This window comes from Myroides injenensis M09-0166, from assembly GCF_000246945.1.
GTDB lineage: Bacteria > Bacteroidota > Bacteroidia > Flavobacteriales > Flavobacteriaceae > Flavobacterium > Flavobacterium injenense.
Genome location: NZ_BAEX01000013.1, coordinates 22,532 through 48,602, shown reverse-complemented (window position 1 = coordinate 48,602; position 26,071 = coordinate 22,532). Strand labels below are relative to the sequence as shown.

Here is a 26,071-nt window from a genome sequence, read left to right as displayed (position 1 = left end):
TTTTTTTATACCTATTCTTCTTTTAATCGTTCATTAATAGACTGACTAATCGTTTTTATTTCTTGCTCTTTCTTCTTAGGATAAATTAATAAGACATCTTCTTTGTCTACAATTATGTAGTCATTTAATCCGTCAATTACTACTAATTTATCTTTATCGGTGCGCACAATATTATTTGTAGCATTGTCAAAAATAACCTTTGCATTAACAATAGCATTGTCACCATTATCTTTTGGCAACTTCTCATATAATGATCCCCACGTACCTAAGTCATTCCAATCGAAAGTAGCTGGAAGTACATAAACATTATTTGCTTTCTCCATTATAGCATAATCAATTGAGATATTCTCTGCTTTAGGATAGTTTTCTTCAATAAACTCCTTTTCTCTAGGAGTGTTATAATCTTTAAAACCTTTATCAAATAATTCTGTCATTGCTGGTTGATATTGTGAGAAAGCATCTAGTATTGCTCCTACACTCCATACAAATATTCCTGAATTCCATAAGAAATGACGGCTTTGTATAAATTTTCTAGCTGTAACATAATCAGGTTTTTCTCTAAACTGTACAACTTTCTTAATAGGACGTGAATCTAATTTATTAAATTCAATATACCCATAACCAGTATTAGGAAATGTCGGTAAAATACCTATAGTCATTAATACCCTATCTCTCTCACATACATCAAATGTACGCTGCAAATTAGACACGAACTGTAGTTCATCTTCTATCCAGTGATCGCTAGGCGCTACAACCATTACAGCATCTGGATTATGTTTTTTTATTTTCATAGCTGCATACAGAATACACGGTGCCGTATTACGCATTGCAGGTTCTAGAATAATATTATCTTCTTGGGCAGCTGGCAATTGTTCACGAACAATTTCCTTATAATTTTCATGCGTAAGAATTAAAATATTCTCTTTTGGTATTAACTGAGATAAACGCTTAAATGTTTTTTGTATTAGCGTTTCTCCTGATCCTAACATATCGTGAAATTGTTTCGGAAACTCAGGTGTACTTACAGGCCAAAAGCGCGATCCTACCCCCCCTGCCATCACAACAGCATAATAATTTGAATTCATATATACTTTTATCTTTTAACTACATAATGTGTCAATATCTCAACTTCGGCATTTGCCTTAAATGTATAAACACGTCCTGAACTTACCTCAAGACATTCAAACCTTTTTACTCTTAATGGTCCTCGTTTAAACACCTTTCCATTATACGTTCTAAAATGACTACCAATAGGTATTTCATAAATAAAACATACGTTACTGTTCTTATTCTGTTTATCATAGCGCCGCATCGCAATAGATAAACGCTCATCTGTATCACTACTTGCAGATGGATTTCTAAAATGGTTTGCAAGCAGTGGTAATAAATTATTAGGAAATACTTCTGGTCTTAGAAAAGGTAGCATTAATAATTGAAATGTACCTTTCCATTCTAATCCATGTGGTTTTATTCGTCCACCATATTTTTGATAAGCTACTAAATGAGCTATCTCATGCACTAGAGTCATTAAAAAACGATAGGAATTCAAATTAGAATTAACCGTTATAATATGTTTCCCATCTTGTTGCCTTGTGTAGTCCCCATGTCTTGTAACGCGCTCATTAACAATTTTTAAATGAACGTGATAATGCTTAATTAACTCAAATACACCTTCTACTGCGGCTTCTGGTAAATAGGGTCTAAGCTTTTCTATCAAAATCTTCTTATTAAGGAGTTGTACTTGATGCTTGAAGTACTTTTCCATTAAAATATTTATTCCCATTTATTGCAAAATCAACAATATATTCTGCCATTTCCTCTGGTAACAATGGTGCTTGATACCCAGGGAAAGCCTCTTCTAACATTTCTGTTTGCACTGCGCCTAATGCAATTACATTAAACGATATGCCTTTTTCTTTATACTCCTCGGCAAGTAATTCACTAAGGATGATAACAGCACCCTTACTTGAACTATAAGCTGCCAAGCCTCCAAACTTCATTACACCTTGTACTCCACCCATACTACTAATAGTTACAACATGACTATTAGCCTTCATAAAAGGGATACAAACTTGTATAAGCTGTGCAACTCCAAAAACATTAACTTGATATACTCTATCAAAATCTTCTTTTGTCAACTCTTCAAAAGGTTTATTTACTATAGCCCCTGCATTATTGATAAGAATGTCAATAGACTTCCAATTATGTTCTACGTAATCAGACACTTTTTTTAAATCATCCTCTTTTGTAATATCTACTGATAGACACGTCACATTAGGCAAATCGACTAATTCATTGGCTATTTTTCGAGATAATGCTAATACACGATACTCTTTAGCATTTAATTGTCTTACAATTTCTAGACCAATTCCTCTACTAGTACCAGTTACTATTATATTTTTCATATTATTTCAATCTTATTTCACCTTGTGGTAGATTCACTAATTTATTTACTACCGGAATCATCTTCTCCGTAAAAGAATGCATAAAATCATAATCCATTAAATGAGCTTCATCTTTTACGTGATGATAATATTCATAATTTTCAAAGTCAAAAGAACTAAAACTTTGACTTGGTATTTTAAATTCTAAATAAAAAGGATAATTATCTGAACGTTTGAACAATTGATATTCTTCTGCTTTATCAAATTTACCTACTAACGATTCACCCCCTAATTCGTTTATCTTTTCGCCTAAATTAGACTCTTCATAACCAGTTAAGTAAGTCATATAATCACGTTTCATAGCCAAACCAAGCATTTCGAAGTTTAACATTGAAACTACATTTACATTTGATTCCTTTAATCGTTTTGCTAAATGTTTAGATCCCCATAATCCTTTTTCTTCTCCAGAAAAAAATGCAATCATCACTGTACGTTTATTATCTCTACTCAAATTACGAGCTAATTCTAATAAAACAGCTGTACCTGCAGCGTTATCATTTGCTCCATTTGCGATACTGTCACCATCTATTGCTGGTTGAATTCCTATATGATCATAGTGAGCTCCCAAAAGAACTACTTCGTCCTTTAAAGTTTTATCTTTTCCCGGAATTACACCTACAACATTCCAAGTATCAACAACATTACTCAATGTATCATTATATGAACTAAAAAATGGTTGAATACCATATTCTTTTAATTTACTTGACAAGTAATTTGCTGCTAAATGATTTCCTTCACTTCCAGTATCTCTCCCTTTCAAACTATCGGATGCAAGATAATACACTGTATTAGATATTGACTCTTGATCGACATACACTTTATTATCTTTTACTACGTTAGTTGCAGAACAGCCAACTAGTAATAATGACAATAAAACACTATTTAAACGCATGTTATTTAATTTTACCCAAAAATACGAAATTACCAATATAACAAAGAAATTTATTGTCATAGAATACAGTAATTACGGTTGAATAAAAAGAGTTATGTTGTTATTATAATCATATTATAATATTACAGACTACTTCTACAGGCAAAAACAAAAAAAGCCCACTTAGAAAGTGAGCTTTTTTCATATAAATCAATAAGATTATGCCAGCATAGTTACTGGGTTCTCTATATAACTTCTTAATGTTTGTAAGAATTGTGCTCCTGTAGCACCATCCACTGTTCTGTGGTCACAAGCTAGAGTAACAGTCATTGTATTACCTACAACGATTTGTCCATTCTTAACAACTGGTTTCTCCACAATCGCTCCTACTGATAAAATAGAAGAGTTTGGTTGATTGATGATAGATGTAAAAGATTGAATACCAAACATACCTAAATTAGATACAGTAAATGTACTTCCCTCCATCTCTGCAGGCGTAAGTTTTTTTGATTTAGCTTTTACCGCTAATTCTTTTACTTTTCCACCAATTTGAGTAAGTGACATTTGATCTGTAAATGGTAAAACTGGTACTACTAAACCATCTTCTACAGCTACAGCTACACCAACACTAATGTGGTGATTATAAACTGTTACATCATCCTTCCATTGAGTATTTACTTGAGGGTGTTTACGCAATGCCATTGCACATGCTTTCACAACCATATCATTAAATGACACTTTTGTATCAGGTAACTCATTAATTGTCTTACGAGCTGCCATTGCATCATCCATATTGATCTCAATAGTCAAATAATAATGTGGTGCAGTAAACTTAGACTCACCTAAGCGACGAGCTATAGTTTTACGCATTTGAGAGTTCTTAACCTCTTCAAAACTAACTTCCCCTACTGGTACAAAAGGTTTTACTTCTGGAGTAGATGTTGTTGCTTTTGCATCTGCTACTGCTGTCGGAGCTGGAGCCGCTTTAGTTGCAGGAACGAAATTTTCAATATCTCTTTTGATGATACGTCCATTTTCACCTGTTCCTTTAACCTCATTAATATTTATTCCTTTTTCTTCAGCAATTTTCTTAGCCAATGGAGAAACAAATACTCTTCCTGTTGATACTGTAGTAGGAGTAACCTCTGTAGGTTGCGCTGTTTCTACTTTAACAGATTCTTGCTGAGCTGGCGCTTCATCAGTAGTCGAAGCTCCATTTTTTATATTTTCTAAAACACCAGAGATATCAGTTCCTTCAGGTCCTAAGATAGCTAAAACGCTATCCACAGGAGCTGATTCACCTTCTTGAATTCCAACATACAATAAAGTACCTGCTTCAAAAGCTTCAAACTCCATTGTTGCTTTATCCGTTTCAATTTCTGCTAAAATATCACCTTCATTAACCTTATCCCCTACTTTCTTAATCCAAGTAGCAACAGTTCCATCAGTCATCGTATCACTAAGACGAGGCATAGTAACAATTTTTATTCCTTCTGGTAAAGCCGCAGCTTTAGGTGCAGGAGCTTCCACTTTTTCTTCTACAGAATTAGCAACAGCTTCCTGAGCTGGAGCAACTGAATTACCACCAATTAGTGCAGAAATATCTTCTCCTTCATTTCCTATAATAGCTAGCAATGAATCAACTGGTGCAGATTCTCCTTCCTGTAATCCAATATATAACAATGTACCAGCATCAAATGCTTCGAATTCCATTGTTGCTTTGTCTGTTTCAATTTCTGCTAGGATGTCTCCCTCAGAAACTTTATCGCCAACTTTTTTTAACCATGCTGCCACAACACCTTCTGTCATAGTGTCGCTTAAGCGTGGCATTGTAATTACTTTTGCCATATCTTTATATTATAATCTATGAGGTAAAAAAGGATAATTCTCTTGTTCGTACACAACATCGTACATTACATTTTTCTCTGGATAAGGAGATTCCTCTGCGAAACGCTCACATTCAGATACTAAATCTTTCACTCGTTGGTCTATAACTTCAATTTCCTCCTCAGTAGCGTAACCATTTGCTTTAATTACATCTAAAACTTGAGTAATTGGATCTATTTTTTTGTACTCTTCTACTTCTTCTTTTGTGCGGTAGTGTTGAGCATCTGACATAGAGTGACCTCTATATCTATATGTTTTCATTTCTAATAATGTAGGACCATCTCCACGACGAGCTCTTTCAATAGCTTCATACATTGCCTCAGCAACTTTTACTGGATTCATTCCATCCACTGGACCACAAGGCATTTCATATCCTAACCCTAACTTCCAAACATCTGTATGGTTAGCAGTACGCTCAACTGAAGTACCCATCGCATATCCATTATTTTCAATAACGAATACAACTGGTAATTTCCAATTCATAGCCATATTAAATGTTTCGTGTAAAGAACCTTGACGAGCAGCACCATCACCAAAATAGCACATTGTAACTGCTTTTCTATCAAAATATTTATCAGCGAAAGCTAATCCAGCTCCTAGAGGAATCTGACCTCCTACAATTCCATGTCCACCAAAGAAGTTATGCTCTTTTGAAAAGATATGCATAGATCCACCTAAACCTTGAGATGTACCAGTACCTTTACCTAATAACTCAGCCATAACTTTTTTAGGATCAACACCTAATCCTATTGGCTGTGGATGGTTTCTGTACGCAGTAATCATCTTATCTTTAGACTTATCCATTGCGTGTAAAGCTCCAGCCAAAACAGCTTCTTGCCCATTATATAAATGTAAAAATCCTCTTACTTTTTGTTGGATATATAAAGCGGCAAGTTTGTCTTCAAACTTTCTCCAAAATAGCATGTCTTCATACCATTTTAGATAAACTTCTTTTGTAATTTCTTTCATATGACTTTACTTTTCATCAGCGGTGCTACCGCTTAAAATACAGACTATTTCAATAACCCACACTACTGTGGAAAAACAAAAGTAGTACATCTACTTTACATTGAAAAATTTATTTGAAGTATTTTAGAATCTCTACTATTTTATACTTATTTTTTAAGATAACATTATAAATTACTCACTTTATTCAATAAAAACATATACTACTTTTTAAAATTATTTCCGCATTTTCTCTTTTATTAATAACTTAACAATCTTGTATTTCAAACAATATTTTTCAATTTAATAATGTATAGAGTTTTGATCTAAAACAGATAAACACACTTTAGAGATTCTTCCATTTACAAAAACAGCTTAATCTTGACCATCATTTATTTAATAGTAATATTAGCAGTACGATATACAATTAATACAGATCAATATCATAAACTCATCTGGACTTTTTAGTTTTCTGAAATTTCTTTAGAACTATAACGATAAAGTCCATTAAATTCCATATCATCCTAATGATAATGTGGTATCGATTTTATAACATAAAGAACAAAAGCTATCTCACCAAGCATTAGTTCTTTTACTAGTACATCTTTCTAATCTTCAGTAAATGCCCCCCAGTATCAGCATTAATAAACAATCCTAATAGGAGTAGTGCAGCACTAATTAACTAATAGTTATATTTTCAAAATAGATTTCTATATCAAATAGATCCTTTGCACATCAATAGGATATGAGTTTTTATATTATCATTTTAAATGTCAGTACAAATAAAAAAACACCTCACTTTTTTTTAACCCTAAAAAACATATCTAACTAAATAACAATACTTTATAACAAAAACAATCTAATCCGTAAAAATTGGAATACTTGCCAAAGCCAGTATTCATAAGCCTTAGAGCTAAATCCTTCAACACTTCTTCAACAATTCGCCATGATTGCTCCATATAGAGGGCTATTTGTTGAAGGAGTCTTGAAGAACTGTTGACGCACTGTTGAAAAAATTATATCGCCTATAGTAATAAAGGTATATATAGAATACTTGATTCCATGAATATTTTTAAGCACTTCTATTCAAAAAGTCCTTTAATAATTAGATGATTAATTTTTTAAAAGTTTAAAAATAAAACGGAAGTAATGATTTAGATAAGTGATAATATAATAAAGTCATCTGGACTTTTTAGTATTCTAAAATTTCTATAGTCCTTCTTTATTTTGCAAAAATCAAGACGATTTCCATATAAAAACTTTAACTTTTTCACCTTCCCCCTCAAGAATGGGGCAAACACTTCCTTAGAAGATTTTGTGCGATGTAGTGAAGAACTGGCGACGAAATCCAAGCTCTACGATCACTTAAATGCCGAATATTATGAAGCTAAGTGAGCTTCTTAAATAATTGAGATATTTGACTTTTAAGTTATCTCAACTCAACCATAATCTTAAAATCAAAAAGACTGCCTCAGATAATTCCTCAGCAGCCTTTTCTCCTACATTTACAAACTAAACATCTCACTAAAGATATTTCCAAATCTGTCTTTTACTTCTACAACTATAGATTTACTATTTTTTGAAGGAGTGAACAAAAACAAATGATTAGTTAATTCTGGTTCTACCCATTTTCTTTTTTCTGGTAATTTAGGTCCTTCATGAAGTTTTATACTTAGAGAATCTCTCCCTACAACTTGTACTAACTCCCCTTTTCGGATTCCATCTTCGTACCAATAAGCTTCCCACTGTGGATCCCAATTCCAAATATTGACACTCCAACATTCTTTATAATCTGGATGTTCTCCTTTTTTATAAACTCTAAACTGATTGTTTTTGTCTAAATCTGTACCCTTATAATACCACTCTAGATTAGAGCCATTGACTTTATATACACCGTAGCCATTAGGAGTACCATCAGAACATATTGGACCACTCCACCAAGCTCCACAAACCGTACCATGACAATGCTCAAATAACGAATCTGACATTACTATATTTTCATTAAAATGTGTGTGCCCAGACATTAAGTGCGCATTATAACCTTCTAAAATTTTATAGAGATGTTCTCGGTTACTTACCATAGCTCCTAGTGAATTACTCTTAGGATTTCTGTCAAAGTATCCAGTAATTGATGGAATATGTTGCGCTACAACAACTGTTGAGCCTTTTGGTACATTTAGTAAATCTGCTTCTAGCCAGGCTAACTGCTCTTCTGTAATATACCCTATATACTCTTTGCCTTTTCCTATAAAAAAAACATCATCTAAGATAACATAATGCACTTCTCCTCTATTAAACGAATAATATTGAGGTCCATACATACTGCTAAAAGTAATACCTGTTTTTTCGTCGGATCGCATGCCTAAATCAACATCATGATTACCTATCACCTGAAAGAAAGGAATTTGGCTCCTTCTTACAGCCTCATTATAACTATCAAATAACTCATGTTTATCCCATATCAAATCACCGCATCCTATTCCAAAAATATTAGAGCTATCTATTTCCTTTATCGTCTTTTGAACATCTGGAATTGTTACATTTAACAGTTCTTCTGCTTCTTCCACTTTTTGGATCTGAGGATCTGCCAATACTAAGAAGTGATGTGTATTATCTGAATCCAATAATGGAGTTAAAACAAACTCAAACTTATTTTTATCTTTTTGCTTATTAATGCGAAAAAAGAAATCAGCTGAACCATTTTTCTGTTGTTTAATTTGATATCCTGAGGGTATTGAGATAAAAACAAAATCTCTTAGCGAATGAGATAAAAAAGAATAATTACCATTCTTATCTGTACGAGTAACTGTTATTCCATCTGAAACAGAAACATTCGAAATTCCTTTACCATTTGCAGTTACTCTTCCTTTAATTAAAATTGGTCGAAAAGAAGTAGTACCTCCTATACTATAATTCATTTCACTACTAAATACTGAGGCTTGTACTGAATCTGTAGCAAGCAGAGATGCACCACTAGCAGTTAGTGCTATATTTTTTATAAAATTTCTTCTAGAACTCATTGTGTAAATTTAATTTTGCCACCACATTTTTATATTAATATTATCTCCTCCCATTTCACTTATAATCTTTTCATACTCAACCTTATTCTGAGTTCTGATTGAAAGTGGATAAGGAAAACGACTTGGCATAATGCCATCATTCAACATTGATTTAGTTTTTGGCAAGACTGGAAAACCTGTACGTTTATATTCAAACCATTGCTGATAATCATTCATATAAAGTGCATAATACTTCTGAAGCATTATGCGTTCAAGTGTATTATCATACCTAGTGAAATCATTATTAAAATAATCAACTGGAACTTGAATCCCTAATAAAGACATTGCGGATATAACGCCCTGTTCATAATAACCTTTAGCATCTGACAAATAACCTTTTTGTGCTAATTCAGCTTTCATAAACAAAATTTCTGCGTAACTCAAAATTGGTGCTTTAGTAGGATTATCAGCAATTATCTTATTTAAGGTAGAAGCTTCATAATCAAATTGTGAATCATCACCATCCCATGCACTAGGAATACCTTTGTATCCTATTTTAATTTGCTTTTTTCCTTCCACTCTATAAGCTTCTGTAGCATAAAAAGCTCGACGAGGATCTTTCATATTGTTTAAATTATCCAAAAAGAAAGAAGCCATCTTTTTACTTAAAGTAAAATCTTGTAGTCTACTCCATGGCGAAACATTTGGTGTAACCCCAGTAATAGATAGAATTACTGACTCGTCATTATTTGCAATAACAGGGTATTTAACTGGATCATTAAAAACTGTTATCATTTTTTCATAACTCTTTTTCTCAGTACGATTAGAAATGCGCAAAAGCAGCCTTAAATACAAACTATTAGTAAATTTTTGCCAACTCTGGAAATAGGTATCGCTTTTAACAAACAAGATATCCGGATTAAATTTCAATTGCCTTTTTACATCATAAAGGCTATTAGCACGCTCTAAATCAGCAATTAAAAGATCATAAACCTCTTCTTGTTTATCAAATTTTGGATAGAGTATCTTATCTTCCCCTTTTGAAGCATCTTTATATGGGATAGCACCAAAAATATCCGTTAGATTAGAAGCAATCCAAACTTTAAGTGTAATAGCGATAGCTTCATAGTTTGGATCTTGAGATTTTATTGCTTCAGCCTCCATATCTCTAGCATTTTTAAGCCATCTATAGTAAGTATTCCATGAAGAAGAACCTACATCATCTGACAAATCATATCGTTGTAGACCTTTGACATTACTAGGATAATCAACAATATCTTGCATTAAATGATTATTGTGAGACCAGCTTCTGTACATTCCATGTGTAGCTACCTCATAAATAATAGGATTTAACAATGTAGCTGGACTTATTTGTTGCAAGCGGTTAGGATCTATATTTTTCTCTTCAAAATCTGATGTACATGATACTACACCCAACATTGTAGCTATAAATACAGTAATTATATATTTTAATTTCATTGTAGTTTATCTTTAATTAAATTTCAATTTTTAAATTAAATCCATACGTTGCTGCTGATGGCATTTGTCCCATTTCTACTCCTGGCATCATACTTCCTCCATTTAATGCTGCTGTTTCTGGATCAAACAACGGAAAGTTTGAAAGCATTGCTAGATTTCGTCCAAATAAAGAAAGACTTAACTTTTTCACTTTTAAACGTTCCAATACTTTTTTAGAAAAATTATATTCTATACTTAATTCTCTCAATTTAACATAGGAAGCATCAAAACTATTTGATTCCACATTAGCTCTTCTATAATATTCAGCATAATAATCTGCAGGGTTCACTTTAGTAGTATTTGGACTATATGATCCATCAGTATTTAATACAACACCATCTCCAATAATATAACCTTGTTCACGTCCATATAACGTATGTTGTAATTTTCCTTGCTCACTCATTTTATGATGAGATTGAGAATATACTTTTCCACCATATTGACCATCAATTGTAAAACTTAGAGTTACATTCTTATATTTAAAAGTATTTGTCCACCCCATAGACCAATCTGCGTAAGCACTACCCAAATACTCTATTTCCTTTGCTTGCACAGGTAACCCCTTATCATTATAAATAATTTGTCCTTGATCATTTCTCACAAACTTATAACCATACATATCTCCAGTACTTCCTCCAACTTTACCAATAATTGAAACCGTTCCAGATTGAGCCAATACTTGCTGATCACCACCATTAAAATCCTCTGCTAAGCTTAAAATTTTATTATCATTTTTAGCCCAATTAAGTGTAGTATCCCATCTGAAATTTTTATTCTTAACTGGTGTACCATTAACCACAAGCTCTATTCCTCTATTTCTAATATCTCCAGCATTAATAATTGCTTTATTAAACCCTGTTACATAATTTAAAGGCACAGTGATAATTTGATTCTTTGTTTTTGTTTCATATAAAGTCACATCAAACCCAAAACGATTTTTAAACATACGCTGTTCATAGCCCAATTCGAAACTTCTCGTTTTCTCAGGTTTTAAATTGCTATTATGCAAAGTTGTTGGCGAAGTTGCAGAACTTGCAAATGCACTATTATTATAATATTTTAAAGTTTGATAAGGTACCGTTCCATTACCAACTTCTGAAGCAGAAAATCGAAGTTTAGAATAATCAATTATAGCAGGTAAATTAAAAATCTCACTTAGAATAAAACTTGTATTAAATGATGGATACATAAAAGACCAATTTCCTTTTTGCAGTGTACTAGACCAATCATTTCTTAGAGTCGCATCCAAAAACACTTTATTCTTGTAACCTATAGATCCCATACCATAAAGTGAGTTAACCTTATAATCTCTATCACTTACATTAGCAATAGCATTATTTCTACCATTGCTTAACATATAAACTCCAGGAGTCACTAGTCCATCAACATAAGCAGAAACATCATGATATTTAGAATCCAACATATTTCCTCCTATAGATGCACTATAGGTAAATATGTCACTATCATTTTCAGTATAGGAAAGTAAGAAATCAGTATTGATTTCTTGGAAATTAATCTGTTGTGTTCTAAAATAACCTTTACCAAATTTGGTCGTACTATAAGGTCTTCTTTGCTCTCTTTTATCATTGCGAGAGTTAAGAGATCCGCGCAGCATTAATTTCAATTTAGGAGTAATTTCTATATCAGTAGACAAACTACCAGTTATCGTGTTCGTATTTATTGGGTTCGTAGTCTCATAAGCTATTAAATATGGATTCTCTATATAAGAGCTAAATGGATGTATTTGGTCAGTTTGATAATAATCTTTCTTCCAAATAGGGCGATACCAATCTAAATCTACATTAGGGTTCTGAAAGATCATAAAATAACTAATCGTATGATTTCCATATCCTGTTCCAGGTAAGTTATCACTTTTTCGATTTGTATAACCTACATTCGCATTTACAGTTACTGATTTAGATACTTTATATTTTGCTTTTGTTGAGATACTTGTACGATCAAATCCTGTATTAGGCATAATCCATTCATTTTTTGAATTAGTCACCGTCGTACGAATACTTCCTTTATCATTACCTCCAGAAAAAGAGAGAGTATTTGTCATCGTCATTCCTGTTCTCCAAAAATCCTTTATATTATTCTTATAAGGACGCCATAAAGTTCGCTCAGCACCCTGACTTTCCGTTAATGGATCGTATTGAAAAAAATACTGCCCATCGAATTTCGGTCCGAATGCACTACTTGTACTTCCTGTATTAGCACCATCTTCTGAAAGACCATATGAATAATAAGCGTCACCTGCTTTATTAAAGCTCTTACCATTTCCTTGACCATATTCATATTGATATTTTGGCCAACGCTGTATCACATCAAAACTAACATTTGAATTAAAAGACACACCTAAACCTGTATTCTTTTTACCAGACTTGGTAGTGATCATCAAAACACCATTCGATGCACGCGAACCATATAAAGCTGCGGCCCCAGGTCCTTTTAATACCGTAATACTTTCAATATCATCAGGGTTCAAATCTGCAATTCCATTACCATAGTCTACTGGTGCATCAGTACCTATATAAGCTTCATTTGCCCCACTACTCCATAAGTCACTATTCATAATCACCCCATCCACAACCACTAATGCTGCATTCTGAGATAAATCTAAAGAACGATCTCCTCTAAGCTTGATTTGTGAAGAATTCATTGGTCCTGAACTAGCAGAAACCATTGATAGACCTGCTACTTTACCTTTTAGAGCATCAGACCAATTATTAGATCTAGCTCTATCAATATTTTCACTATTAAGAGTCTGCTGTGAATATCCTAGTTGCTTTTCCTCTCTTTTAATACCTAAAGCTGTTACGACAACTTCATTCAATAAGTTATCCACTTCTTTTAATTGTACTTTTACAAAATCGCCTGCTTTTACTCTTAATACTTGTGATTTAAAACCAATAAAAGAAACTTCAATATCTACAGAACTTAAGTCATCATTAATATCAATAAAAAACTTTCCGTCAATATCTGAAGCCACAGCAATATTCTTATTAAGTACTTGAATAGTTGCTCCTGGTAAGCTAGTGCCATCACTAGCGACAACTTGTCCACTAAGCTTAAAGTTTCTTACCTGGTCAAAAATTTGATTCTTCTTATTTGTCGCATGAAGAGCTTCACTACTAGAAGCAAATACACTATAATTACAAAGTGACAAAGCGCCTAGTATAAAAAAAACAAATTGACTTTTACGTCTTACTTTTTTCATCTGTTGATATGGTTGTGTTGTTAATTTTTCAATTTAGTAGTTCACGTAAACAATACAAATCAAAGGATTCACACACAATCATACAATAAATAGACTTTATCCTATTGTTAACCAATATGAAGTTTACATTAAGAGAATTGTTTACATAATAAACACCTAAATACTTTTTTAGTTTAAACTAAATTTATATTTTTACACATCTAATAAAACAATAATAAACATATGACATTCATTTTACCACAATTACCGTATCCTAAAGATGCATTAGAGCCTATTATAACAAAAGAAGGATTTGACTACCATCATGGAAAACATCATCAGACATATGTAAACAACCTTAATGATTTACTAACAAATAGTCCATATGCGAACGAATGTTTAGAAAACATTATCACGTTAACTTATGAAAAAGGAGAATTAGCGATTTATAACAATGCCGCGCAACATTATAATCACAGTTTTTACTGGAAATGCCTTACACCAAATGGACAAAATGAACCATTTGGAATAGCAAAAGATTTAATAATAAGAGATTTTGGTTCATTTGAAAACTTTAAAAAGGAATTTTCAACAATTGCTACTAAGCTTTTTGGAGCTGGATGGACTTGGCTAGCACTAAGTGAAAGTGGAAAACTAGAAATTATTCCTATGAAAGATGCTGACAATCCTCTTATTCATAATAAAAAACCTCTATTAACTATTGATGTTTGGGAACATGCCTATTATATAGATCATAGGAATGCAAGAGCCAAATTTATTGAAGACTATTGGAAAATAGTCAACTGGGAATTTGTTAATCAAAATTTACTATAATGAGTTCAACTTGTTTATTATTTGTACAGAAAGCTTGGAACACAAAAACCAAACAAGCACAACAAGCCCTTCAAAAGGGTGCAACTTCTGAAGCACTTTATTTACACTTAGAAGCAATGATTAGGGCAGAAGTTTTACAACAAAACCTATTAAAATGTATTTGTAATGGCATTCCTATATGTAAATGCTATACTCAAACTTGTATAGATTTAGCAAATACATATCAAATGCTAAAGGATAAAAAAAATGCTGAAAGACATTTACAAAAAGCTAAGTATTATCTAAACTTATTATCAAGTAATCTAAGTCAAAATTTATCTGTCAAATTGCAAATTAATGAGCTTAAAAAGGACGTTGAAAGTGCTTATATATACATTACGAAAGATAAACAAGTAATATAAAAAATTTAGTTGCAAATAACAAGGTCTTTGAACGTTATAAAACTAGTGATGAAATAGATCGAAAGCCATAAGAATCAAGTCAACACCATAATTGTTCAACATATTGTATTATTTTTTTTTCCTTAGTTATTATGCATTAAAAAAGCCCTACTTTGTAAGTAGGGCTTTTTCTATACTATCTAAACGTTTAATTAAGCTTGACCTTTAGGACCAAAATTTACTGAAGATAAATTATAAGGTGATTCTACATCTTTAATTTCTCCATTAGCATTCTCAAATCGTTGTATGTTTTCACTTAATGCACTAAGTAATCTTTTAGCATGTTGTGGTGTCAAAATTATTCGTGACTTAACCTTAGCTTTAGGTACTCCAGGCATAATGTTAACAAAATCAACTACAAATTCTGTAGTAGAATGATTGATAATTGCTAAGTTAGAAAAAGTTCCTTCAGCAGTTGCTTCATCTAATTCAATATTAAATTGGTTTTGATCTTCTGACATAACTATACCGTTTATAAATATTTTTTATTATAATATTCCGTCTTCTTCTAAAGAGCTTACAATTATATCTTCATATTCTCTCATACCTGTACCAGCTGGGATTCTATGACCTACAATTACATTCTCTTTTAATCCAGACAAGTTATCAACTTTACCTGCAACAGCAGCTTCGTTTAATACTTTTGTAGTTTCCTGGAATGAAGCAGCAGAAATAAATGACTTAGTCTGTAATGATGCTCTTGTAATACCTTGAAGAACTGGTGTACCAGTAGCAGGCATAACATCACGTGCAATAACTAATTCTTTATCTTCACGTCTTAACAATGAGTTCTCGTCACGTAACTCTCTAACAGAAACAATTTGCCCCTCTTTTAAGTTATCAGATTCACCAGCATTCTCAACAACTTTCATTCCAAACAATCTATCGTTTTCTTCGATAAAGTCAATTGCGTGTACTAATTGGTCTTCTAAGAATAGAGTATCTCCCGGATCCTGAATTCTAACTTTACGCATCATTTGACGAATAACAACTTCAAAGTGTTTGTCACTAATTTTTACCCCTTGTAAACGATAAACTTCTTGAATTTCATTTACTAAGTATTGTTGAACAGATGAAGGTCCTTGAATTCTTAAGATATCATCTGGAGTGATAGCTCCGTCAGATAAAGGAACACCAGCTTTAACGAAGTCATTTTCTTGAACTAAGATTTGGTTAGATAATTTTACTAAATATTTTCTAACATCTCCAGTTTTTGACTCAACGATAATTTCTCTGTTACCTCTCTTAATTTTTCCGAAAGAAACTACACCATCAATTTCAGAAACAACTGCAGGGTTCGAAGGATTACGAGCCTCTAACAACTCAGTAATTCTAGGAAGACCTCCAGTAATATCCCCTGCTTTAGAAGTATGACGAGGAATCTTAACTAAAACTTTACCAGCCTTAATTTTCTCTCCATCATTAACCATTAAGTGAGATCCAACAGGTAAATTGTATGAACGAATTAACTCACCATCTTTACCATATATTAATAAAGTAGGAATTAATTTTTTGTTTCTAGATTCAGTAATAACTTTCTCTTGGAAACCAGTTTGCTCATCAATCTCTACCATGAAAGTTTGACCTTGCTCAATATCTTCGTAAGCAATCTTACCAGTAAATTCAGAAACAATTACACCGTTATATGGATCCCATTTACAGATAGTTGCACCTTCTTCAATTACATCTCCATCACCAACATAAATAGTAGAACCGTAAGGTATATTATTTGTTGTTAATAAGATTCCAGTATTAACATCATATAATTTAGCTTCAGTAGAACGTGAAATCACGATATCAATAACATTTCCTTCCGCATCCTCACTCTTAACTGTTTTAAGATCTTCCATTTCTAAACGACCTTTAAACTTAGAAGTGATACTTGAAGTTTCAGAAATATTACCAGCAGTACCCCCAACGTGGAATGTTCTCAATGTTAACTGTGTACCAGGCTCCCCAATTGATTGAGCAGCGATAACACCAACAGCTTCACCTCTTTGAACCATACGAGCAGTAGCTAAGTTACGTCCGTAACATTTAACACAAATACCCGTTTTTGCCTCACATGTCAATGGAGAACGTACTTCAATAGATTCAATAGGTGCAGCATTAATTAATTTTGCAGTAGCTTCATTAATCTCAGTTCCTGCCTCAACTAATACTTCAGAATTTAATGGATTAATAACATCGTTCAATGCTACACGTCCTAAAACTCTTTCTCCTAATGACTCAATAACTTCTTCATTCTTTTTAAGTGGCTTAACTTCAATACCTCTTAATGTTCCACAATCTTCGCTATTTACAATAACATCCTGTGCAACATCGTGAAGACGACGAGTTAAATAACCAGCATCCGCAGTTTTCAATGCTGTATCGGCAAGACCTTTACGAGCACCGTGTGTAGAAATGAAATACTCAAGAATCGAAAGACCTTCTTTAAAGTTAGAAAGAATCGGGTTCTCAATAATCTCACCACCACCTGCAGTTGATTTTTTTGGTTTAGCCATCAAACCACGCATACCAGTTAACTGACGAATCTGCTCTTTAGAACCCCTCGCTCCAGAATCCAACATCATATATACTGAGTTAAATCCTTGTTTGTCTTCGCGAATATTCTTCATTGCAAGTTCAGTCAATAAAGCATTTGTAGATGTCCAAACGTCAATTACCTGGTTGTAACGTTCATTATTTGTGATAAGTCCCATATTATAGTTCATAGTGATATGATCTACTTGTTGGTTCGCATCATCAATTAATTCTTGTTTTTGTCCAGGAATCATAATATCTCCTAAACTGAATGATAATCCACCACGGAACGCATAACCGTATCCCATGCTCTTAATATCATCCAAGAAAGCAGCAGTAGTAGGTACATCAGTAATAGCTAAGATACGACCAATAATATCTCTTAAAGATTTTTTAGTCAATACCTCGTTGATATAACCAGCTACTTCTGGCACAACTTCATTAAATAAAATTCTACCTGCTGTAGTTTCTATAATTTGATAAACTAATTCTCCTTCAGCGTTATAGTCTTTTGCACGAACTTTAACACCAGCATTCAAATCAAGTTTACCTTCATTTATTGCAATATGTACTTCTTCTACAGAATAGAAAGTTAGTCCTTCACCTTTTACAATTTCTTCAGGAGTACTTTTACGCAACTTAGTCATATAATACAAACCAAGAACCATATCCTGAGATGGTACAGTAATAGGTGCACCATTAGCAGGGTTCAAGATATTATGCGAAGCCAACATTAATAGTTGAGATTCTAAGATTGCTTCAGGTCCCAAAGGTAAGTGAACAGCCATCTGGTCACCATCGAAATCGGCATTAAACGCAGTACACACTAATGGGTGTAATTGAATAGCTTTTCCTTCAATTAATTTTGGTTGGAAAGCTTGAATACCCAATCTGTGAAGCGTAGGAGCACGGTTTAATAAAACTGGGTGTCCTTTAATAACGTTTTCTAAGATATCCCAAACTACAGGCTCTTTCTTATCTATAATTTTCTTTGCAGATTTAACTGTCTTAACAATTCCTCTTTCTATCAATTTACGGATAACAAAAGGTTTGTATAATTCAGCTGCCATATCTTTTGGCAATCCACATTCGTATAATTTTAATTCTGGTCCAACAACAATTACTGAACGAGCAGAATAGTCAACACGTTTACCTAATAAGTTTTGACGGAAACGACCTTGCTTACCTTTCAATGAATCAGAAAGTGATTTCAATGGACGGTTAGACTCAGTTTTAACAGCAGAAGATTTTCTTGTGTTGTCAAATAGTGAATCCACAGCTTCTTGAAGCATACGTTTTTCATTACGTAAAATAACTTCAGGAGCTTTGATCTCCATTAAACGTTTTAAACGGTTGTTTCTAATAATTACACGACGGTATAAGTCATTCAAATCTGAAGTAGCAAAACGACCTCCATCCAATGGAACCAATGGACGTAATTCAGGTGGTATCACTGGAATCACTTTTAAGATCATCCATTCAGGTCTATTCTCACGGTTTAAATTAGACTCACGGAAAGACTCTACGACCTGTAGACGTTTTAAAGCTTCAGTTTTTCTTTGTTTAGATGTCTCATTATTAGCAGCATGACGTAACGTATACGACAATTGATCTAAATCAGTTGTTGCTAATAAATCCATAATACATTCAGCACCCATTTTAGCGATGAATTTATTAGGATCTTTGTCATCTAAATATTGATTCTCCATAGGAAGAGTATCACAAATATTCAAATACTCCTCTTCTGTTAAGAAATCAAGACGTTTTAGTGGCTCACCATCAGCATTTTTTGCAATACCCGGTTGGATCACTACATAACGCTCATAATAGATAATCATATCTAATTTCTTAGATGGAAGACCTAAAATATATCCAATTTTATTAGGAAGAGAACGGAAGTACCAAATATGAGCAATTGGCACAACTAAATTGATGTGACCTACTCTATCTCTACGAACTTTCTTCTCAGTAACTTCAACCCCACAACGGTCACATACTATACCTTTGTAACGGATTCTTTTATACTTACCACAAGCACACTCATAATCTTTAACTGGACCGAAAATACGTTCACAGAAAAGACCATCTCTTTCAGGTTTATGAGTACGATAGTTAATAGTTTCTGGTTTTAAAACTTCCCCTCTTGATTCTGCAAGAATTGATTCAGGTGAAGCTAAACCGATTGAGATTTTATTAAACCTTTTAACGGTATTTTTCTCTTTATTTTTATTCATGGTAAACTTACTTGTTAAAGTGTATGATATAAGAGTAAGCAGTAAAACACTGCTTACTCCATAATCTTAGTTTATTCTTCTAATCTGATGTCTAATCCAAGTCCTTTTAATTCATGCATCAATACATTGAATGACTCAGGAAGTCCTGGTTCTGGCATAGTTTCACCTTTAACGATTGCTTCGTAAGTTTTCGCTCTACCAATAACGTCATCTGATTTCACCGTCAAAATCTCACGTAAAGTACTTGATGCACCATAAGCCTCAAGAGCCCATACCTCCATCTCTCCAAAACGTTGACCTCCAAATTGTGCCTTACCTCCTAATGGTTGTTGAGTAATTAAAGAGTAAGGTCCAATAGAACGTGCGTGCATTTTATCATCTACCATGTGTCCTAATTTCAACATATAGATAACCCCCACTGTCGCTCTTTGGTGGAATCTTTCTCCTGTTCCTCCATCATATAGATAAGTATGACCAAATCTTGGAATACCTGCTTCATCAGTTAAATCATTAATTTGATCTAACTCAGCACCATCAAAAATAGGAGTAGCAAATTTCTTACCTAATTTTTGACCAGCCCATCCTAAAACAGTTTCATAAATCTGACCAATGTTCATACGAGAAGGTACCCCTAATGGGTTCAATACGATATCAACTGGTGTACCATCTTCTAAGAATGGCATATCCTCATCTCTAACGATTCTCGCAACAATACCTTTGTTACCGTGACGACCCGCCATTTTATCACCAACACGTAATTTACGTTTCTTAGCAATATAAACTTTTGCTAATTTTAAAATTCCTGATGGTAATTCATCTCCTACAGTAATCATGAACTTCTCTCTTCTTAGGACACCTTGAAGATCATTTAATTTAATTTTATAATTGTGAATTAAATCAGTGATCATTCTATTAGTATCTTCATCAGTTGTCCATTGACCTTTTGTAAGGTGAGCAAAATCCTCAACAGCATAAAGCATTTTTTGAGTAAACTTCTTACCTTTTGGTAAAACTTCTTCACCTAAATCGTTTAACACCCCTTGAGATGTTTTTCCGTTAACAATGAAGAATAATTTATCAACTAAACGCTCTTTTAACTCATTGAATTTAACTTCAAACTTAGTTTCTAATAAAGCTAACTCATCTTTATCTTTTGAACGTTTACGTTTATCTTTTACTGCACGAGCAAAAAGTTTTTTATCTAAAACAACACCTCTTAATGAAGGTGAAGCTTTCAATGAAGCATCTTTTACATCTCCTGCTTTATCACCAAAGATTGCGCGTAATAATTTTTCTTCTGGTGTAGGATCTGATTCACCTTTTGGAGTAATTTTACCGATTAAGATATCTCCAGGTTTCACTTCTGCACCAATACGAATCATACCATTCTCATCTAAATCTTTTGTTGCCTCTTCACTAACGTTAGGGATATCATTAGTTAACTCTTCGTTACCTAATTTAGTATCTCTCACTTCTAGTGTATAGTCATCAATATGAATAGATGTAAAGATATCTTCTCTTACTACTTTCTCACAAATCACGATAGCATCCTCAAAGTTGTATCCTTTCCATGGCATAAATGCCACTTTCAAGTTACGACCTAAAGCTAATTCACCGTTTTGTGTTGCATATCCTTCACAAAGTACTTGACCTTTAGTAACTCTATCACCCTTTCTTACGATTGGTTTTAAGTTAATACTAGTACTTTGGTTAGTTTTTCTAAACTTAATTAAGTTATAGCTTTTCTCATCAGGATCGAAGCTTATTAAACGCTCTTCATCTGTGCGATCATACTTAATTATAATTTTTTGAGCATCTACATACTCTACAGTACCTTCACCTTCAGCATTAATTAAAACACGAGAATCAGAAGCTACTTGTCTTTCTAATCCAGTTCCCACAATTGGAGATTCCGGACGTAATAATGGAACAGCTTGACGCATCATGTTTGATCCCATCAATGCACGGTTCGCATCATCATGCTCTAAGAAAGGAATTAAAGATGCAGAAATAGAAGCAATTTGATTAGGAGCAACGTCAGTATAGTGAAGATCTTTAGGCTCAACAACTGGGAAGTCACCTTCTTCTTTTACAACAACACGCTCTTCAGTAATATTACCTTCAGCATCCATTGGTACGTTTGCTTGTGCAATTAACATACCTTCTTCTTCTTCAGCACTTAAATATACAGGCTCATTGATTATATCAACCTTTCCATCCTCTACAGGACGATAAGGAGTTTCAATGAATCCCATATTATTTACTTTAGCATAAACAGCTAAAGACGAAATCAAACCAATGTTTGGTCCCTCTGGTGTCTCAATAGGACATAAACGTCCGTAGTGAGTATAGTGAACGTCACGTACTTCGAAACCAGCTCTTTCACGTGATAAACCACCAGGTCCTAAAGCCGATAAACGACGTTTATGAGTAATCTCAGCTAAAGGATTCGTTTGAACCATAAATTGAGATAACTGGTTAGTACCAAAGAAAGAATTGATTACAGACGATAACGTTTTCGCATTAATCAAGTCAATAGGTGTAAACACTTCGTTATCACGTACATTCATACGCTCACGAATTGTTCTTGCCATACGAGCTAAACCAACACCAAATTGAGCAGATAATTGTTCACCAACAGTTCTAACACGACGATTAGATAAGTGGTCAATATCATCAATCTCAGCTTTAGAGTTGATTAATTCAATCAAGTATTTAACAATAGTGATTATATCTTCTTTTGTTAAAACTTGTTTATCTATTGGAGTATCAAGGTTAAGTTTCTTGTTCATTCTATAACGACCAACTTCACCTAGATTGTAACGTTGATCAGAAAAGAACAATTTATCAATAATTCCACGCGCAGTTTCTTCATCAGGCGGTTCAGCATTACGCAACTGACGATAGATATGCTCTACAGCTTCTTTTTCAGAGTTTGTAGGGTCTTTTTGTAACGTGTTATGTATAATGGCATAGTCTGCCTGATTATTGTCTTCTTTGTGTAAAAGGACAGTTTTAACGTTAGCATCAATGATTTCTTCGACATTATCTTTATCTAGGACTGTATCACGGTCTAAGATAATCTCATTTCTCTCAATTGACACAACTTCTCCAGTGTCCTCATCAACGAAGTCCTCATGCCAAGTGTTTAAAACACGTGCAGCAAGTCTTCGTCCTATATATTTTTTTAAACCTGTTTTTGATACTTTTACCTCTTCAGCTAAGTCGAAAATCTCTAGGATGTCCTTGTCTCTTTCGAATCCAATAGCACGGAATAAGGTAGTAACAGGTAATTTTTTCTTTCTATCGATATAAGCATACATTACACTATTAATATCGGTAGCAAACTCAATCCAAGATCCTTTAAATGGAATAATTCTCGCCGAATATAACTTCGTTCCATTTGCATGGAAAGACTGTCCAAAGAACACACCTGGTGAACGATGTAACTGTGATACTACAACGCGCTCTGCTCCATTGATTACAAAAGTACCGCTTGGCGTCATATACGGTATTGTTCCTAAATAAACATCTTGAACGATAGTTTCAAAATCTTCATGTTCAGGGTCAGTACAGTATAACTTCAAACGTGCCTTTAGCGGAACGCTGTAAGTTAGTCCTCTATCAATACATTCTTCAATTGAATAACGAGGAGGATCAACAAAGTAATCAAGAAACTCCAACACGAACTGATTTCTAGTATCAGTAATCGGGAAGTTCTCCATGAAGGTATTGTACAAACCTTCTTTGCCTCTTTCTTCAGATTTTGTTTCTAGTTGAAAAAAATCCTTAAAAGACTTAACCTGAATATCCAAGAAATCTGGATATGCTGGTATATTCTTTGTAGAAGCAAAATTTAGTCTTTCAGTCTGATTTGTGATCATCAATGGACAAAAAATTTTGATTAGAATTTGAATTGTATTTTGGTACAAATCTCTTTATACGCAAAATGGTTTAGGTCATTGGAATCACTTCCAAGACCTAAACCTAAAATATTTTTTGGAAAAAAATTATTTAAGCTCAACAACAGCTCCAGCTTCTTCCAATGCTTTTTTAAGACCTTCAGCTTCATCTTTAGAAACACCTTCTTTGATGTTTGCAGGAGTTGAATCTACGATATCTTTAGCTTCTTTTAATCCTAAACCTGTTAATTCTTTAACAGCTTTAACTACAGCTAATTTAGAAGCACCAGCTTCTTTTAATACAACTGTGAATTCAGTTTGCTCTTCTGCAGCACCACCTTCAGCACCACCAGCAACAACAACTGCTGCAGCAGCTGGTTCGATTCCGTACTCGTCTTTTAATATAGTTGCTAATTCGTTAACTTCTTTAACTGTTAAGTTAACTAATTGTTCTGCGAATTGTTTCAAATCTGCCATTTTTCTATCTTTTAATGATTTGTAAAAATATAATTTATTAATGTGCGTTCTTTATGGAACATTTTAAAGACTGTAATGATATTACTATTCTTCGTCTTTAAATTGATTTTTAAGAGCTGAAATAACTCTTTGAGCTGGAGATTGAAGTAATCCAATGATTTCTCCAATAACTTCTTCTTTAGATTTAATAGCTACTAATGTCTCTAGTAAGTTTTCACCTACATATACTTCGTCATTAATATAAGCTCCTTTAATAGCTGGTTTCTCAGCTTTTTTTCTGAACTCTTTAATAACTTTAGCTGGAGCATTAGCAACTTCAGCGAATAAAATTGCACTATTCCCTTTTAAAGTAGAAGGTAACTCATCGTAATTTCTGTCAGAAGCTTCCATCGCCTTAGTAAGCAATGTATTTTTCACAACCTCTAATTTAATTCCAACTTTGTAACAAGCTTTTCTTAAGTTAGAAGTAACCTCTGCGTTTAATCCAGATATATCAGCGATATAAAAGATATTACTATCAGCTAATTTTGCTTTTAAGTCCTCAATCGCGACTGCTTTTTGTTCTCTAGTCATACGTGTAATTTTTTATTTACCAATTATACTGCTTTAGGATCTAAAGCAATAGCAGGGCTCATAGTACTAGATATATGAATAGACTTGATATAAGTACCTTTAGCTGCAGTTGGTTTTAATTTGATTAATGTTTGAATTAATTCAGCTGCGTTGTCAGCGATTTTCTCAGCATCAAAAGATACCTTTCCGATTCCCGCATGAACAATTCCAGTTTTATCAACTTTAAAATCGATTTTACCAGCTTTTACTTCTTGAACAGCTTTCGCTACATCCATAGTAACTGTACCAGTCTTAGGGTTAGGCATTAAACCTCTTGGACCTAAAATACGTCCTAAAGGACCTAATTTACCCATAACAGCAGGCATAGTGATGATAACATCAACATCTGTCCAACCATCTTTAATTTTTTGTAGGTACTCATCTAATCCCACATAATCAGCTCCAGCTGCAAGAGCTTCAGCTTCTTTATCAGGAGTAACCAATGCTAATACTCTAACATCTTTTCCTGTTCCGTGAGGTAATGTTACAACTCCACGTACCATTTGGTTAGCTTTACGAGGATCTACTCCTAAACGCACAGCGATATCTACAGATTCATCAAATTTTGCAGATGCAATTTCTTTAATTAAAGACGAAGCGTCAGTTAAAGAGTACATTCTGTTTTTTTCAATCTTAGCAGCTGCTTCTTTTTGCTTTTTAGTTAATTTTGCCATTTCTTCTGTCGTTTACAATTAAAAAGGAGCTGCTCCTGTTACTGTTATTCCCATTGATCTTGCAGTTCCAGCTACCATACTCATAGCAGCTTCAACTGTAAATGCATTTAAGTCAGGCATTTTATCTTCCGCAATAGCACGAACTTGTTCCCAAGTAACGCTAGCTACTTTTTTTCTATTAGGCTCTCCAGATCCAGATTTCACTTTTGCAGCCTCTAATAATTGAACAGCGGCAGGTGGCGTTTTAACAACAAATTCAAAAGATTTGTCTTTGTACACTGTAATTTGTACTGGTAAAACTTTGCCAGGTTTATCTTGTGTTCTAGCATTAAATTGCTTACAGAACTCCATGATGTTAACTCCAGCAGCCCCCAAAGCAGGTCCAACCGGTGGCGAAGGATTCGCAGCACCTCCCTTAACTTGTAGTTTAACTACTTTACTAATTTCTTTTGCCATTTTTCAAAAATTTAGCACATCTCAATTGGAAGCAAGATGTGTATGTATGTAAC

At 33.5% G+C, this 26,071-nt stretch carries 18 protein-coding genes; 2 read left to right on the top strand and 16 right to left on the bottom strand.

Features of this window, described 5'->3' with window-relative positions; genetic code table 11:
* Positions 1-11 precede the first annotated feature (11 nt).
* From RH98_RS03705 to RH98_RS03665, 9 genes are all read right to left on the bottom strand, one after another.
* The gene (locus tag RH98_RS03705) at positions 12-1,085 is read right to left on the bottom strand and encodes a mannose-1-phosphate guanylyltransferase (protein ID WP_010250629.1); all 1,074 of its coding nucleotides are present in this window, start codon (positions 1,083-1,085) and stop codon (positions 12-14) included.
* A gap of 8 nt (positions 1,086-1,093) precedes the next feature.
* Positions 1,094-1,717, bottom strand: a complete 624-nt coding sequence (locus RH98_RS03700) for a SprT-like domain-containing protein (RefSeq protein ID WP_026038726.1) — start codon at positions 1,715-1,717, stop codon at positions 1,094-1,096.
* A 10-nt stretch (positions 1,718-1,727) separates the two neighbouring features.
* A complete protein-coding gene (locus tag RH98_RS03695) occupies positions 1,728-2,405 on the bottom strand; it encodes an SDR family NAD(P)-dependent oxidoreductase (RefSeq protein WP_010250626.1) in 678 nt (225 codons plus the stop codon).
* A 1-nt stretch (position 2,406) separates the two neighbouring features.
* Positions 2,407-3,336, bottom strand: coding sequence for a M28 family metallopeptidase (locus RH98_RS03690; protein ID WP_010250624.1), 930 nt, complete (start codon positions 3,334-3,336; stop codon positions 2,407-2,409).
* Between the two features lie 198 nt (positions 3,337-3,534).
* Positions 3,535-5,163, bottom strand: coding sequence for a pyruvate dehydrogenase complex dihydrolipoamide acetyltransferase (locus tag RH98_RS03685; RefSeq protein ID WP_010250621.1), 1,629 nt, complete (start codon positions 5,161-5,163; stop codon positions 3,535-3,537).
* A 9-nt stretch (positions 5,164-5,172) separates the two neighbouring features.
* Entirely contained in the window at positions 5,173-6,171 is a 999-nt protein-coding gene (gene pdhA, locus RH98_RS03680; RefSeq protein WP_010250619.1) for a pyruvate dehydrogenase (acetyl-transferring) E1 component subunit alpha, read from the bottom strand.
* Positions 6,172-7,652: 1,481 nt separating this feature from the next.
* Entirely contained in the window at positions 7,653-9,167 is a 1,515-nt protein-coding gene (locus RH98_RS03675) for a calcineurin-like phosphoesterase C-terminal domain-containing protein (protein WP_010250617.1), read from the bottom strand.
* Between the two features lie 9 nt (positions 9,168-9,176).
* Complete coding sequence (locus tag RH98_RS03670; RefSeq protein ID WP_010250615.1) at positions 9,177-10,625, bottom strand: SusD/RagB family nutrient-binding outer membrane lipoprotein; 1,449 nt, start codon at positions 10,623-10,625, stop codon at positions 9,177-9,179.
* Between the two features lie 16 nt (positions 10,626-10,641).
* Entirely contained in the window at positions 10,642-13,884 is a 3,243-nt protein-coding gene (locus RH98_RS03665; RefSeq protein ID WP_010250613.1) for a SusC/RagA family TonB-linked outer membrane protein, read from the bottom strand.
* Between the two features lie 222 nt (positions 13,885-14,106).
* On the opposite strand from RH98_RS03665, the gene RH98_RS03660 reads away from it, so the two are divergent.
* Complete coding sequence (locus RH98_RS03660) at positions 14,107-14,697, top strand: superoxide dismutase (RefSeq protein WP_010250611.1); 591 nt, start codon at positions 14,107-14,109, stop codon at positions 14,695-14,697.
* Positions 14,697-15,098 carry a hypothetical protein gene (locus RH98_RS03655; protein ID WP_010250609.1) on the top strand — a complete coding sequence of 134 codons (402 nt, stop codon included), beginning with the start codon at positions 14,697-14,699 and terminating at the stop codon, positions 15,096-15,098. The genes RH98_RS03660 and RH98_RS03655 overlap by 1 nt, the downstream gene beginning before the upstream one ends.
* A 191-nt stretch (positions 15,099-15,289) precedes the next feature.
* Here the strand turns inward: RH98_RS03655 and RH98_RS03650 are convergent, their stop codons facing one another.
* From RH98_RS03650 to rplK, 7 genes are all read right to left on the bottom strand, one after another.
* The gene (locus RH98_RS03650; protein ID WP_010250607.1) at positions 15,290-15,598 is read right to left on the bottom strand and encodes a DUF3467 domain-containing protein; all 309 of its coding nucleotides are present in this window, start codon (positions 15,596-15,598) and stop codon (positions 15,290-15,292) included.
* A 27-nt stretch (positions 15,599-15,625) separates the two neighbouring features.
* Complete coding sequence (gene rpoC, locus RH98_RS03645; RefSeq protein ID WP_010250605.1) at positions 15,626-19,897, bottom strand: DNA-directed RNA polymerase subunit beta'; 4,272 nt, start codon at positions 19,895-19,897, stop codon at positions 15,626-15,628.
* 71 nt (positions 19,898-19,968) lie between these two features.
* On the bottom strand, positions 19,969-23,781 hold the full coding sequence (gene rpoB, locus RH98_RS03640; protein WP_010250603.1) for a DNA-directed RNA polymerase subunit beta: 3,813 nt from the start codon (positions 23,779-23,781) through the stop codon (positions 19,969-19,971).
* Between the two features lie 126 nt (positions 23,782-23,907).
* Positions 23,908-24,276: a 50S ribosomal protein L7/L12 gene (rplL, locus tag RH98_RS03635; RefSeq protein WP_010250601.1), complete on the bottom strand. Its 369-nt coding sequence runs from the start codon at positions 24,274-24,276 to the stop codon at positions 23,908-23,910.
* 84 nt (positions 24,277-24,360) lie between these two features.
* Positions 24,361-24,849 (bottom strand): 50S ribosomal protein L10, encoded by a 489-nt coding sequence (gene rplJ, locus RH98_RS03630; RefSeq protein WP_010250599.1) that lies wholly within the window; start codon positions 24,847-24,849, stop codon positions 24,361-24,363.
* A gap of 23 nt (positions 24,850-24,872) precedes the next feature.
* Positions 24,873-25,562, bottom strand: coding sequence for a 50S ribosomal protein L1 (gene rplA, locus RH98_RS03625; protein ID WP_010250597.1), 690 nt, complete (start codon positions 25,560-25,562; stop codon positions 24,873-24,875).
* A gap of 18 nt (positions 25,563-25,580) precedes the next feature.
* Entirely contained in the window at positions 25,581-26,018 is a 438-nt protein-coding gene (rplK, locus tag RH98_RS03620) for a 50S ribosomal protein L11 (protein WP_010250595.1), read from the bottom strand.
* Between the last annotated feature and the right edge of the window lie 53 nt (positions 26,019-26,071).

What these genes read in the sequence shown, in the direction of transcription:
- RH98_RS03690 (WP_010250624.1), bottom strand. Translation starts at nt 3,336, where the DNA reads ATGCGTTTAAATAGTGTTTTATTGTCATTATTACTAGTTGGCTGTTCT.
- rplK (WP_010250595.1), bottom strand. Translation starts at nt 26,018, where the DNA reads ATGGCAAAAGAAATTAGTAAAGTAGTTAAACTACAAGTTAAGGGAGGT.
- RH98_RS03670 (WP_010250615.1), bottom strand. Translation starts at nt 10,625, where the DNA reads ATGAAATTAAAATATATAATTACTGTATTTATAGCTACAATGTTGGGT.
- RH98_RS03655 (WP_010250609.1), top strand. Translation starts at nt 14,697, where the DNA reads ATGAGTTCAACTTGTTTATTATTTGTACAGAAAGCTTGGAACACAAAA.
- RH98_RS03650 (WP_010250607.1), bottom strand. Translation starts at nt 15,598, where the DNA reads ATGTCAGAAGATCAAAACCAATTTAATATTGAATTAGATGAAGCAACT.
- rpoB (WP_010250603.1), bottom strand. Translation starts at nt 23,781, where the DNA reads ATGATCACAAATCAGACTGAAAGACTAAATTTTGCTTCTACAAAGAAT.
- pdhA (WP_010250619.1), bottom strand. Translation starts at nt 6,171, where the DNA reads ATGAAAGAAATTACAAAAGAAGTTTATCTAAAATGGTATGAAGACATG.
- rplJ (WP_010250599.1), bottom strand. Translation starts at nt 24,849, where the DNA reads ATGACTAGAGAACAAAAAGCAGTCGCGATTGAGGACTTAAAAGCAAAA.
- rpoC (WP_010250605.1), bottom strand. Translation starts at nt 19,897, where the DNA reads ATGAATAAAAATAAAGAGAAAAATACCGTTAAAAGGTTTAATAAAATC.
- RH98_RS03665 (WP_010250613.1), bottom strand. Translation starts at nt 13,884, where the DNA reads ATGAAAAAAGTAAGACGTAAAAGTCAATTTGTTTTTTTTATACTAGGC.
- RH98_RS03705 (WP_010250629.1), bottom strand. Translation starts at nt 1,085, where the DNA reads ATGAATTCAAATTATTATGCTGTTGTGATGGCAGGGGGGGTAGGATCG.
- RH98_RS03675 (WP_010250617.1), bottom strand. Translation starts at nt 9,167, where the DNA reads ATGAGTTCTAGAAGAAATTTTATAAAAAATATAGCACTAACTGCTAGT.
- rplL (WP_010250601.1), bottom strand. Translation starts at nt 24,276, where the DNA reads ATGGCAGATTTGAAACAATTCGCAGAACAATTAGTTAACTTAACAGTT.
- RH98_RS03695 (WP_010250626.1), bottom strand. Translation starts at nt 2,405, where the DNA reads ATGAAAAATATAATAGTAACTGGTACTAGTAGAGGAATTGGTCTAGAA.
- RH98_RS03685 (WP_010250621.1), bottom strand. Translation starts at nt 5,163, where the DNA reads ATGGCAAAAGTAATTACAATGCCACGCTTAAGCGACACTATGACAGAA.
- rplA (WP_010250597.1), bottom strand. Translation starts at nt 25,562, where the DNA reads ATGGCAAAATTAACTAAAAAGCAAAAAGAAGCAGCTGCTAAGATTGAA.
- RH98_RS03660 (WP_010250611.1), top strand. Translation starts at nt 14,107, where the DNA reads ATGACATTCATTTTACCACAATTACCGTATCCTAAAGATGCATTAGAG.